The organism is Methylomonas aurea, from assembly GCF_024505045.1.
In the GTDB taxonomy this organism is placed as follows: Bacteria; Pseudomonadota; Gammaproteobacteria; order Methylococcales; family Methylomonadaceae; genus Methylomonas; species Methylomonas aurea.
Window position 1 is genome coordinate 11781 of sequence record NZ_JANIBM010000015.1, and the last position, 12866, is coordinate 24646.

The 12866-nt window shown below is 53.1% G+C and carries 10 protein-coding genes; 5 read left to right on the forward strand and 5 right to left on the reverse strand.

The window, feature by feature from the left end; genetic code table 11:
- Positions 1-7: 7 nt before the first annotated feature.
- From rpsD to rplQ, 3 genes are read left to right on the forward strand one after another with little or no spacing between them, the layout of a single operon-like run.
- Complete coding sequence (gene rpsD / locus NP603_RS13135; RefSeq protein WP_256611338.1) at positions 8-628, forward strand: 30S ribosomal protein S4; 621 nt, start codon at positions 8-10, stop codon at positions 626-628.
- Between the two features lie 23 nt (positions 629-651).
- Entirely contained in the window at positions 652-1659 is a 1008-nt protein-coding gene (locus NP603_RS13140; RefSeq protein WP_256611339.1) for a DNA-directed RNA polymerase subunit alpha, read from the forward strand.
- A gap of 17 nt (positions 1660-1676) precedes the next feature.
- Positions 1677-2057, forward strand: coding sequence for a 50S ribosomal protein L17 (gene rplQ, locus NP603_RS13145; protein WP_256611340.1), 381 nt, complete (start codon positions 1677-1679; stop codon positions 2055-2057).
- An 82-nt stretch (positions 2058-2139) separates the two neighbouring features.
- Here rplQ and NP603_RS13150 read toward each other — a convergent pair whose 3' ends face one another.
- From NP603_RS13150 to NP603_RS13160, 3 genes are all read right to left on the reverse strand, one after another.
- Positions 2140-2682, reverse strand: coding sequence for a DNA-deoxyinosine glycosylase (locus NP603_RS13150; RefSeq protein WP_256611341.1), 543 nt, complete (start codon positions 2680-2682; stop codon positions 2140-2142).
- A gap of 8 nt (positions 2683-2690) precedes the next feature.
- Positions 2691-3743 carry a type I glyceraldehyde-3-phosphate dehydrogenase gene (locus NP603_RS13155; RefSeq protein WP_256611342.1) on the reverse strand — a complete coding sequence of 351 codons (1053 nt, stop codon included), beginning with the start codon at positions 3741-3743 and terminating at the stop codon, positions 2691-2693.
- A 222-nt stretch (positions 3744-3965) separates the two neighbouring features.
- The gene (locus NP603_RS13160; RefSeq protein ID WP_256611343.1) at positions 3966-4532 is read right to left on the reverse strand and encodes a Smr/MutS family protein; all 567 of its coding nucleotides are present in this window, start codon (positions 4530-4532) and stop codon (positions 3966-3968) included.
- Between the two features lie 64 nt (positions 4533-4596).
- On the opposite strand from NP603_RS13160, the gene surE reads away from it, so the two are divergent.
- Together surE and NP603_RS13170 are read left to right on the forward strand one after the other, a co-directional pair.
- The gene (gene surE / locus NP603_RS13165; RefSeq protein WP_256611344.1) at positions 4597-5346 is read left to right on the forward strand and encodes a 5'/3'-nucleotidase SurE; all 750 of its coding nucleotides are present in this window, start codon (positions 4597-4599) and stop codon (positions 5344-5346) included.
- A gap of 2 nt (positions 5347-5348) precedes the next feature.
- On the forward strand, positions 5349-6011 hold the full coding sequence (locus NP603_RS13170) for a protein-L-isoaspartate(D-aspartate) O-methyltransferase (protein ID WP_256611345.1): 663 nt from the start codon (positions 5349-5351) through the stop codon (positions 6009-6011).
- Positions 6012-6061: 50 nt separating this feature from the next.
- On the opposite strand, the gene NP603_RS13175 is transcribed toward NP603_RS13170, so the two are convergent.
- Together NP603_RS13175 and NP603_RS13180 are read right to left on the reverse strand one after the other, a co-directional pair.
- Positions 6062-8581 (reverse strand): tetratricopeptide repeat protein, encoded by a 2520-nt coding sequence (locus NP603_RS13175; protein WP_256611346.1) that lies wholly within the window; start codon positions 8579-8581, stop codon positions 6062-6064.
- A 16-nt stretch (positions 8582-8597) separates the two neighbouring features.
- Entirely contained in the window at positions 8598-12803 is a 4206-nt protein-coding gene (locus NP603_RS13180) for an FkbM family methyltransferase (RefSeq protein WP_256611348.1), read from the reverse strand.
- Positions 12804-12866: the final 63 nt, after the last annotated feature.

Below are 12866 nucleotides of genomic sequence, written 5' to 3' on the forward strand. Positions count from 1 at the left end.
GTAAATAATGGCAAGATATCTTGGTCCTGCGTGTAAGTTAAGTCGCAGAGAAGGCACTGATCTTTTTTTAAAAAGCAGAGGTAAATCTCTGGAAAGTAAGTGCAAATTGGATCAGCGTCCAGGACAGCACGGCGCTAAGCGCACTAGAAACTCAGATTATGCATTGCAGCTTCGCGCCAAACAGCGTTTACGCCGAATTTATGGTGTTTTGGAAAAGCAATTTAGAAACTATTACAAAGCCGCTGACTTGCAAAAGGGCGCTACCGGCCAGAATCTCCTGGATTTTCTAGAATCCAGATTGGATAACGTAGTGTATCGCATGGGATACGCCGCTACCCGGGCTGAAGCTAGACAGTTGGTTTCACATAAAGCCATTTTGGTTAATGATCGCCTTATCAACATACCGTCCTACCAAGTGTCAGCCGGTGATGTGGTGAGAATCAGAGAGAAGGCTAAATCTCAGCAGCGGGTTAAAGACGCCCTGGTGGTGGCCGAGCAATATGGTTTTCCGGCATGGGTGGAAGTTAATGTCAAAGAAATGAGCGGCGTTTTTAAATCCGTGCCTGACCGTGTTGATTTGGGCTCGGACATCAACGAGCAGTTGGTGGTTGAGCTTTATTCTAAGTAGTAAATAGGCCTAGGAAACAATATATGCAGAGTTCTATTGGCGGCCTTCTGAAGCCGAGATTAGTCGAAGTGATAAATGAATCGGCTAACCATTCCCGTATAGTGATTGAGCCGCTCGAAAGAGGGTTTGGTCACTCGCTCGGTAATGCTTTGAGAAGAGTCATGCTCTCCTCTATTCCCGGTTGTGCGGTCACTGAGATATCGATCGACGGAGTTCTACATGAATTCACGACGATTGAGGGGGTTCAAGAAGATGTTATCGATATCATACTGAATCTGAAAAAGCTGGCTGTTATTGTGCACTCAAAAGATGAAGTCACGCTGACTTTATCTAAGAAAGGCGCCGGAACTGTAACTGCGGGAGACATTGAGTTACCGCACAACGTTGAGATAGCGAATCCGGAGTTGGTTATCGCTAACCTGACTCAAGACATCGCGTTGAATATAAAGATTAAGGTCGAGCGCGGGCGGGGATATGTTCCCGCTAGCGTAAGAAAGGAAATGTTTGACGACGCACCTGTTGGTGTGCTGATGTTGGATGCCGCTTTCAGTCCTATTGTCAAAGTCGCGTATCATGTAGAAAGTACGCGGGTCGAGCAGCGCACGAATCTAGATCGCTTGGTGATCGAATTGGAGACAAATGGAACTGTTGATCCTGAGCATGCTATCAAAACCGCCGCTTCAATCCTGCACGATCAATTATCTGTTTTCGTCGATTTCGAGAAAGTCAACGAGCAGGTCCAGGAAGAAGTTGCAGTCGAAGAAGAATCCTTCGATCCGGTGTTGTTGCGGCCTGTTGACGATTTGGAGTTGACTGTTCGTTCGGCAAATTGCTTGAAAGCCGAGAACATTTTTTATATCGGCGATTTAATCCAACGCACGGAAGTCGAGTTGTTGCGGACGCCCAATTTAGGCAAGAAATCGCTCACCGAGATTAAAGACATCCTTGCCATTAAAGGACTGTCGTTAGGCATGCGGCTGGAAAATTGGCCGCCTGAGAATTTGGCAGACCAATCCCAAGCTGGAATTTGAACATAAGGCAATAAGAAATGAGACACCGTAAATCTGGAAGACAGTTAAATAAAAACAGCAGTCATAGAAAAGCGCTGTTCAGCAACATGGCCTGCTCGCTGTTTAAACATGAGTTGATTAAAACGACGCTTCCTAAGGCAAAAGAATTGAGAATGATGGCTGAGCCGTTGATAACCCTGTCGAAAAACGACTCGGTTGCGAAACGTCGACAAGCATTCTCCAAGCTGCGCGATCGCGACGTGGTGACCAAGTTGTTTAATGAGTTAGGTCCCCGTTACTCAGCCAGAAATGGTGGTTATTTAAGGATCATCAAATGCGGTTTTCGCCCGGGCGATGACGCTCCGATGGCTTACGTCGAGTTAGTAGATAGGCCGGAACCAGCCGCGGCTACAGAATAAAGCGTTCGCGTTTTCCAGTCCGATTTCTATAGAAAAGCCCTGCATGTTTGTTGGGCTTTTTTGCTTTTTAGGGTTCTATATTTCATTCAAATTTCGATAGCTTAGGATTGACGCCAGTTGCGTTCGTTACGGCTTTCCAAGCGGCAAGCTTTTGCTCAAGTGATAAGGCAGCGTGGGCCGGACTTGTGGAAGGCAGTCTTGTATAAAAACGCACATCTCCGCGGCCGTCGAGCGAATTTGTTGGGTAATGTCTGTGAAATAGTTTTTCGGCTGTAGCGCCATTGAAGAATACACGGCGGATCGATTGGTGCTGATCGAAAAAACTATGGAAATCGTTTGGAACGACTGAGTTCTTATCAATTGCAGAATCAAGGCTACCGTCACGGGTGCACGCCTGTATCACGTCCCAAACGGCTATACCATAGATATTCAACGCGTTTCGCCGGTCATCGTAGGAGCTTAGGCGGTCGATTTGTAATAGGGCGCAGATAATCGGCCAGAATTGGTTGCGAGGGTGGGCGTAATACTCGCCGGCGGCCAGCGATGCGATGCCGGGCATACTGCCCAAAATTAGGACGCTGGCACGCTCCGTAGCTATGGGAGGGAAGCCGATAACAGCAGCCATTTCGGCAGTCAGACCGTGGCTTTCGACTCCAGCACGCCGAGAACGTCCAACACTCTGCAGCAATAGGCGTGTTCGTTGTCGTGCATTAAGGATAAACCGATTTGTCTTTTACTGTTAACAGTGACTTGCCCCATCAATAGAATTGCCGAATAGTCGGTTCGCATATAGTCTATGCTGGCTTTTTGGTGACCCCACGCGCCGTAGTCGCAGTGAATGATTCCCGAGAGCTGGTTTTCTGCATACTGTTCGAACAGATCAATACATTCTTCTTGACTGGTATCCTTAGCCAAATAAGCCGTAAAGTCGATTACGGACACTATAGCCGTCGGAACCCGGTAGGATATGGCTTCCAATTTGCCAGCTAAATTGGGTAAGACCAAACTTGTGGATTTAGCGACATTAGTACCGGTAGGTATGATCGATGCGGCACAGCCACGACCTAATTGGGAAGAAGAATGGTAGCCGTCCAATACCCTTTGATCGGATAGTTGGGGATGTATTGTGGCGATCCTCGCCGAAACTATGCCGAAATGCTTGTCCAAAATGTGGCATATCGGTACCATCGCGTTCCCGGTACAGGTGCTGGCAGAGATGACGTGGTGCTTATCCGGGAGATAATTCGGGTGATTAACGCCGTAGACAATGCTGATGTCGCATCCGCTAATATTCCAGGTACACAATACCTTGCGGGCTATATTCCGTTCCAGAATAGTTTGAAAATCGTTGATGCTTGCGGTACCGGTTGCATCGAACAATACATCCAGGCCAAAATCCTTCAAAACATCCAAGCCGTGCTCGGAAGGCCCGCTACGCCGTCTGTCTACGCGCTGGTAGCGTATTCTTTTCCCGTCCAAAATCAGATCGTTGTCGTCGCAGTCGACTTGAAAGGGCGGCCTGCCATATGTGCTGTCGTTTGCTAGTAGATATGCGACATGGTCGATCGTCATGACGTCGCATACGACGCATATTTCGTAGCGGCCTCCGCTTTGCTGGGAAAAGTTAGTGCGCAAAACGCCACGCCCTATGCGGCCGAGGCCGACGATTGCAACCTTCAAACTCATAAACGGATACCTCTTAGGTTGGGGATGGCCAGTAGTCGATTAATTTTTTTAACGCGAGCAAGGAAAGCAATTGTCATCGCAGATGTGGGTGTTTTGAGGAACGATTGGCGATTCGGTATTAAAAAGCTAGAGCAACTTCACGGCCTAGTCAAGACGGGAAGCGTAGCAGGCAGTAACGCTTAGTGAGTTTCCGTCGACAAAGTTTCGGCGGGTTTGGCGGGTTCAAAGGTCCGAATCGGAAAATCCAAATTTGTCGGTGAGCCTAAGCAATACGAACACTGCCCCGGCACCGCCGGCTTTTGGCGGCGCCGAACAGAATGCCAGTACATCCTGATGTTGGCGTAACCACATATTAATATCATTTTTCAAAACTGGCTGGCTGTCTGGCGAGTTATAGCCTTTGCCGTGAATCACGCGAACGCAACGGATTCCGTTTTCGACGCAGTCATGCAAGAAATTCAATAATTGCTGTTTGGCGTTGCGGCTAGTGAGACCGTGCAGATCGATTTCGGCGTCCAGGCCATACTGCCCCTTGCGTAGCTTCTTCAGCACATTTTTTTGCAGGCCAGGTGCCAGAAACGCAATCCGGTCTTCCTGAAACAGCATGTCTAGCGCTTCGGCAATATCGTTTCGCAGCGGGTCGATTTGTTCGAGTGGTTTGCTTTTCGGAAATGGGCTCGGCTTGCCTGCGGGTTGCAGATTCACCGTATTGCTATCTATAGCCTTGACTTTGCCTACCGTGTTTCTGAATAGCGCGGAGTCATCCGGGGAAGTGGTTTTTTTTGTCACGTAAGCTGCTGGTTTTGCGGTTTTTTTGCTAAGATGCGGCAATTTTAATGCGTTTTAATGCGGCATGCACATTCTGATCAGTAACGACGACGGCTATTTGGCGCAAGGTATCAATACATTGGCACAAGCATTGAGCCAATATGCCGAAATATCGGTCGTTGCACCGGACAAAAACCGCAGCGCCGCCAGCAATTCGTTGACCTTGGACATGCCGCTAAGAGCGACGGCCTGCGACAACGGTTTTGTCCGCGTCGACGGTACACCCACCGACTGCGTACACTTGGCGATTACTGGCTTATTGAAAACGGAACCCGACATGGTGTTCGCCGGTATTAACCATGGCGCCAACCTGGGCGACGACGTGCTGTACTCCGGAACCGTAGCGGCTGCGACCGAAGGGCGATTTTTGGGATTGCCAGCGGTTGCTATCTCGCTGGCGTCCAGCGATCCAAAACATTTCGAGACCGCGGCGCAGGTTGCCGTCAATCTGATGCAGAAAATTCTGGCCCATCCGCTGCCCGAGGACACTTTATTGAATGTGAATGTACCCGATGTGCCGTTGCACGAGTTGAAAGGGTATCAAGCAACCCGCCTGGGCCAACGGCACAAGGCGGAAGCGGTGGTTCGCGCCAGCGACCCGCGCGGGCATACTATTTACTGGGTGGGGCCGCCAGGTAGCGAGCAGGATGCCGGTCCGGGGACGGATTTCGATGCGATTCGCAACGGTTTTGTATCGATCACGCCCTTACAACTGGATTTGACCCGTTATGAGCGTTTGGCAGGGCTGAGCGAATGGTTGGCATTGGAGGCATAGGTATGAGTCGGCGTCTACAAGGCATCGGCATGACCTCGCGGCGCACGCGAGAGCGTATGATTTCCCGGCTGCGGCAACAGGGTATAACAAACAGCAACGTGTTGGCGGCGATGGCGGATACGCCGCGGCATATTTTTGTCGACGAGGCTCTGGAAAGTCGGGCTTACGAAGATACTGCGCTGCCGATCGGCCATAACCAAACCATTTCCCAACCCTACATCGTGGCCAAAATGACCGAGTTATTGCTGGAATTCGGGCCGCGGAAAAACGTATTGGAAATCGGCACCGGTTGCGGCTACCAGACCGCGATCCTGGCTAAATTGGTCGGCCAGCTTTATTCGGTCGAGCGGATTGCGCCGTTGATGAAAAAAGCTCGAGACACGTTATGGGAACTGGGCATAAAAACGGTGGGGTTCAAGCATAGCGACGGTGGTTGGGGCTGGCCGGAGCACGCACCGTTCGACGGCATTTTGGCCGCTGCGGCACCGCCGGAAGTTCCGCCGGCATTATTGGAACAACTCGCGGTCGGCGGCGTCCTGGTCATACCGGTGGGCCTGGAAGGCAGGCAGGAATTACACCGAATCACGCGTACCGAGCACGGCTTCGAAGACGAAGTCATCGAGCGGGTAACCTTCGTGCCGTTCTTGTCGGGCGTCAGCCGTTAGTTTCGGCTTTTCCCTATCCTCGGACAGTCGCAGACGCGGGAGCGGCAAGATTAGCGATTAACCCTGGTGGTCCACATTTCCCGCATGGCTTGGGCAAAGTGCTTTGCAAATTGCCTGCCGGCAAACAGCGGCGAATGTTCCAGTCGCTCCCGGAGTTCCGAGCGCAGTTGGCTAAGCAGACCGAGATCGGCGGCAAAACCAGCGGCTTTCCGCAGATAATCAGGCTGGTCTGCCGCGACCCAGTCGGCCAGCCCGGCATTGGCCGCAATCGATTCTCCGGCGCGCGCCAGTAAGCCGCCGCCGCGTAGAGTCAGTACCGGCACCCCCATCCACAACGCTTCCACGCTGGTAGTCACACCGGGATACGGAAATGTGTCCAATGCAATATCGACAGACTGGTAAGCCGCCAAATGTTGCGCCCGGTCGCTAAAAGGCGGGCTCAAAACCAACCTCTCCCTGTCGATACCGTGGCCGGCAAAGCGGTCGATAGTCCGTTCCCGAACCAAAGTCTCGTTTAACTGGCTGGCTTTCAGAAACAATTTGGCATCAGGTACATGCCGCAATACTTGAGCCCAGAGTGCAACCGTGTCGTCGCTGATTTTGGTCAGATTGTTGAAGCTACCGAAGGTGATATAACCATTTTGCATCGCCGGTAGTGGCCCAACCTCGACGGCCTGTTGCGGCGGCGTAAAACATAAACAAGTCTGCGGCAGACGCCAGACTGCTTCGGTGAAGTACTGTTCGTCCTCGGCCAGAATCGAATAAGGGTCGCTCAACACGTAATCAATGGCCGGCAGGCCGGTCGAAGCCAAATAGCCCAACCAACTGATCTGAACCGGTGCCGGCTTCCAGGCGAATAAGGGCAGTCGGTTATGGGCGCTGTGGCCCGCCAGATCGATCAGAATATGCACTGCGTCGCCGCGTATCAGCTCGGCAGCGGCTGTGTCAGTCAAGCCGCCAATATTTTTCCATTGGCGCAGATAGGGTTGCAAATGCATCGAATAGCGGTCGGTTCCTGGCTGAGTCGCGTAGGCAATAAATTCGACTTGCTGTGCGTCGCTGTCGCGCAACAATGCCAACAGAAAATGCCCGACCGGATGGTCGCGTAAATCCCCGGACACCAAGCCGATCCTTAACCGCTCCGGATTGTCGTCGCACAGCCAATCGGTAAACGGCCGCGCCGCAAGCTCGGCCATCTTGGCGAACTTGTGGGCTTCTTCCAGATAATTGCAGTTCGGGGAATGTGCGCTGTAGTTCAAATGAAACAACAAACCGCTTTGGGTGGCAATTTGATCTGGATTCAGAGCCAAGCTGCGGCGCCAGCAGGCTTCGGCTTCGGTAATTCGGCCCTGGCTTTGCAGATTGATGCCGAGATTGGTAAGTGCGTCGACATAGGCCGGATTCAATTCCAGCGCTCGGCGATAACTGGATTCGGCTTCGATAAGCCGCCGTTGCATTTGCAAGGTGGTGCCGAGATTATTCAGCGCTTCTGGATAATCGGCTTGCTTGGCCAAAGCATTGCGGAAATGGGCTTCGGCCTGGACCAAATCGCCAGCTTCGTAATACAACGAACCCAGTGTACAAAACGCTTCCGCATAGTCCGGGTTCAATGCCAATGCTTGTCGGCAGGCTGCCAAGGCCTCAGCGGCCCTGGCCTGGCTTTTCAATACTACCGCTAGTTGGTAGTGGACTTCGGTATGGAAAGGGGCTATAGCCAATGCTTTGCGGAACACTTGCTCGGCGGCGGAGAGTTGGCTTTGCGCTTGTTTGCTCAGGCCCAAGCGCAACCAAGCGTCGATTGCATCGGGAGTTAACCTCGTCAGCCGGGCAAAACAGGTCTCGGCTTCGGCGTAACGGCCCAGATTGTAGAGCAGGCTGCCCAGATTGGCATATGCGGGCGCGTTGTTCGGCTCGAGTTGCAAGGAGCGGCGGTAGGCGTCTATGGCTTCCGCAAAGCAGCCTTGGCCGTGCAAAGCCGAGGCATAATTAAGCTGGGCTTCGGCGTCGTCGGGTAGCAGATCGGCGGCGCGGCCAAGGGCTTGCAGTGTTTCCGGAAAAATCTGCTGTTGCAGCAAGAACACGCCCAGGATTTTCCAGACAATCCCCGATTCGGGAAAGAGGGCTAGCAAACGGCGGGCAAGTTGTTCGCCTTCGGCATAACGGCCTTGCTGGAAGTGGGTGTACAACGCCTGTAAATCCGCTGCGGCCGGGGCGGCCAGGATCTGTTCCATGGCCGCAATATCCGGCCCTTGCAAACCATAGCGTTGCTTGGCTTCCCGCAGCACTTCCCGCGCTTGCGAATAACGCTTGGCCTGAACCAGCGCTTGCAGATAACTCATCCGGAACTTGTATTGCGCCGGGGCGGCAGCTATAGCACGTTCAAGGTGGTTCAGGGCAATGTCGAATTGGCCGACCTGCAACGCCAGAACTCCCATGTTGTGATGGGTGTGGGCGTGTTCGGGTTGCAACTGCAATATCTGAAGGTACAGCCCTTGCGCCTCTGCCAGTCGCCCGGCCTGATGCTGGGCGATGGCGAGTTGCAACAGTTGTTGCAGTTTATCGGCAGGCACTATCGTTTGTTGCCTGTTAGGCGGGCCGGTGCCGGTCTGCCACGATCTGGCACAGCGTCTGTTCCAGATTGCGGCAGAACAGTTCGGTGTCGAACAAGGGGTAGGTTTTTTGATTCTCGAGGAGTTTGGCTTTAATGCCAGCCAGGTAAGCGCTGTCGGTGGCCAGTTTCAACGCCAACGTCTCGTACTCTTCCAGGGAGTGAGCGATCAACTCGGGCAAACCGATCGAATGCAACAAACTGGCCGCAACCCGTCCGGAAAAGGTGTTGCCTAAGTAGGTCACCACCGGTAGTCCGACCCGCAAGGCGTCGCTGGCCGTGGTATGCGCATTGTACGGCGTGGTATCGAGAAACATATCCGCTAACCGATAACGCGCCAGATGGTCTTCCACGGCTGGGACTCGGGTGGCGAACACCAGCCGATTCGGATCGATCCCGCGTTGTTCCGCTTCTCGACGCAAATTGCGTTGCGCCGGCTCGTTCAACTTCATCAGCCACAACACGCTGCCCGGAACTTGTTTGAGCAGACGCATCCAGATGTCGAACATCGGCGGATTGATCTTGTAATCATGGTTGAACGAGCAAAAGATAACGCCGGTTTCCGGCAAGCCCATTTCGGCTCGGGTTGGCGTGCGTTCGGCAATCTTCAGATTCGAGTCGGTTGGCAGATACGCATTGGGCAGATAGGCGACTCTCTCGCTGTAATATTTTTGATGCTCTTCCGGGATGACGATGCGGTCGGCCAGGATATAGTCCATATAATCCAGGCCCAACGAACCGGGGTAACCCAGGAAATTGACGTGAATCGGCGCCGGCCGATAACTGAAGATATCGGTCCTTGAGTCGGCGGTATAGCCGGCCAAATCGATCAGGATGTCCACTTCCAGGCTGCGGATCAGTTCCGCAATTTCCCAGGATTTTTTACCGCGTACATCGATGAATTTGCTAAACGCATTCTCGAAACGTTGCCGCAATGCGCCTTTGTCGTCCAGGCCCAACGAAATGGCAATGGTCTCGAATTGGGATTGGTCGTGGTGCTCGATGATGCCGGCCATCAAATGTCCGACCGGATGTTCGCGAAAATCCGGCGACACGTAGGCGAGGCGGATTTTATCGTGCCGGTAGGTTTCGCCATTCCATAGCGCCTTGTTTTTCGGCGGAAACAAATGCTCGGCGAAAATCTTGACGCATTGCTGCAGAGCTTCGGGCGAGTTGGACAAGGACATAAACGGCAGCGTTTTACAGACTTTGCGGCGTTCGCGGACGCCGGTTTCGATAATGTCGCGGCTTTCCTCGAATCGGCGCCAGTCGCAGCAATGCTGCTCGGCGTGAAATAGCAAACCTCTGCCGTAATCGAAATCCGGATTCGCCGCCAACAGTTGTTCGAATAGCGGGATAGCATCCTCATAACGGTTCATTTCGGTCAGAATAATGCCCAAACCGGCCAGCGCCTTGTCGGATTTCGGATTGACTTTTAAAGCCTCGTTGAAGCTCTCGACCGCTTTGACGTGCTGTTTGATCTCGTAGTACAGGTTGCTGCGGTTGATCATCGCGCTTTCGTAGGCCGGGTCCAAGGCAATCGCCTGCTGGTATGCCGCCAACGATTCGTCGAATCGCCCAAGAGATTGCAGTACCACGGCCTGGACGAAATGCGCCGGTGCGTAACTTCTGCCGGTGTCGGTGGCAATGGCTTTGCCGATCCAATCCAAGGCCTCCTGTTGTTCGTCGGCTTGCGAGGCAAGGACCGCCAGCGAATACAGGGCCGGAAAGTTTTGCGGTTGCAGTTGCAACACGTCCAGAAACAATTGCTTGGCTCCGGGGGCGTCGTCGCTGTTTTGCAACTCCAGCGCTCTCATGGTTTTCTGCTGGACCAGGGTGGCATCGCTGGCGCTGAGCGTAGCGGTCGGCGTGGTCAGCGCAAAATGGCCGGGCAGATTGTTGCTGTATTGGTCGGCTAAATTGGAGCCTTCGCGGCGGTCCAGCTCTTTCAATACCAGCAGGCAGAAATCCGGCGACTGCACGACACTGTCCAATATCGCCGCCAGTTTGCGCAATTGCAGGTTACTAAGACGGTCCAGCTTTTGAAAGTCTCTGACGAAGACGGCATCGGACCAAATTGCCTGCTTGATGCCCGCATACGGGTTGTCTTTCAAAACCAGCGGCTTGAAACTGCGCGGCACGATGCCAGTGAAGCAGTGGAATAGAAAACCTTGCGAGCGCAGAAACTGTTCGACTTCGGCAAACAAAGGCTGGCCTTCGTAAAGTTCGACGAATTCAACTTCGGTCCATATCACCAAGGTCTCGGCCAAGGCTTTGCTGCCGCCTTTAAATACGTCGAGTTCGCCGCCCTGCACGTCGATTTTGATCATATCGACGTTGCCCAAGTCGGTCAGCTGGTCCAGGCTGACGGTCTCGACCGGATGTTCCGCGACTAACTGCACCACGTCGCCGAGCTGAAAAAAAGCGTCCAGCAAAGGTTTATTCGGCTTGTACAAAGAGCCGGTCATGAACCAGTTGGTTTCGTAGTAGGTCGCCGGACCTCCCTTGCCGACGAAATAAGGCAGATAACGATAGGATGCGTTGCCGGCGTAGATCTCGCATAACTTGGCATGCGCCTCCGGATCGGGCTCGAATCCGACCACGGTCGCCAAATCGGCCTGCATCAACGGCGCGTAGGGCTCGGTCAATTGGCCGTGGGAACTGGCGCCGATATCGACGATGTTGACCCGTACCGGCGGAGTTTCTGTTTTTAATAAGGCGTCGAGTAGGTTGAAAGCTTGCGGTAGGTTTAACAGCTCTCGCCAAATCGTTACATTGCTGCGATTGTGTTGGACGATCAGTTGCTTGATATGCTCGGGAACCGATTTTTGCCGGCGCAAACTGGCCAAGGCATAGCGCCTGGCCATGCCTACCGATAAATTCGGGCTGTTTTGAATCAGATCCAAGACGCTAAGCGGGTCGGCCAAAAAATACGATGAAAAACTGCGTTTGCTTTCGTAGAACTCGATCAACAAGCATTTCAACCATTCGCCAAGCGAAGCGACGACCGGGCGATTTAAGTCCCGACTCAGTGGCGGCAGAAACGGGTGGCGGAAGTCGGTCAACACGTTGATATTCAGCAACAATGTCGCCGCGGTGGACAATGCCGCCGCGCGCATGCCCAGTTTGTAGTAAACATAGACCAGCATGACCAGCCAGGGCGTTTTTTCAGCCTCTGTCGCGATGTTCAGCGTGTTGTACGGTTCGGCTAAAACTCTGGCTTGTTGCAGCAGGTTCAACTTCTCATCCGCAGAGAGGTTACCCGATTCGTAAGCCGCACAAAGCGATATTAGTTGGCGAAATTCCGGCGCCAATTCGCTGCTGTCGAGCGGCAGACAGTAGCGGGAGTACTCGTAACCGGCAAAAAATGCACTGGAGTCGAAGCTATCTGGGGTTACTGCCGGTTGCGGATTCCGGTCCAGTAACAAGCCGCGCTGGCGTAGTATTTCCGCCCGGTCCGGTTTGCAGGCGAACAGGTTTAAGGTCTCACTGTGTTGATCGGCGTCGAATTCGACCAAAACGTTGGGTTCGGCGATCAAACGGTAAATCCCGAATCCGAATTGGCGGACGGCGTCGATCAAGCCGTGATTGATTTGGCTGCCGTGCATTAATTCGAACATCAATAGCGGCGACTGTTCGCTGAAAAAGCGTTGGCCGCCTTTGAGTACGTTGATTTCTTCGCCTTCCGCATCCATTTTGACGAAATCGACCGTTACCCCGGGAGCATATTCGGCCAAACTGTCATCCAGCGTGCGTAACTGAATGGTTTCCTTATTTTGGCCGCTGCCGCTCAACGAGTTGAGTTCGCTATTGGCCGATACGCTGATCTCCGCTGCACGGGTCGTGTCGGATAAGCCGAAACGCAGCAGGTTGACCTTGCCGCTAAAGCCATTCAGTTCGATGCTGCGCTGCAGCATAGTCCCCGGAGCCGAGGTCGGTTCGAACGCCCAGACCCGGCCGCTATCGAGCAGTTTGGCGATGCTCAAGGTATAGACGCCGTGATTGGCGCCGATATCCAAGCTGTTCATGCCCGGTTCGATGTAGCTCCGGATAAAATCCATTTCGTCTTCGAACCAATCCTCCTGTTCCAGCAAAACATAGGGGGTCATCAAATTGATGTCGCTGGCCGCACACAGGGTGACGTCGTTCTCGATCTTGATCGGCCAAAAAGGGGTTTTCTCCATTTATCTACCTTGTTTTGCGTTGTGGTTGCGAGTCTCGGGAACAGTTAGCAACAAAAGCTCGGT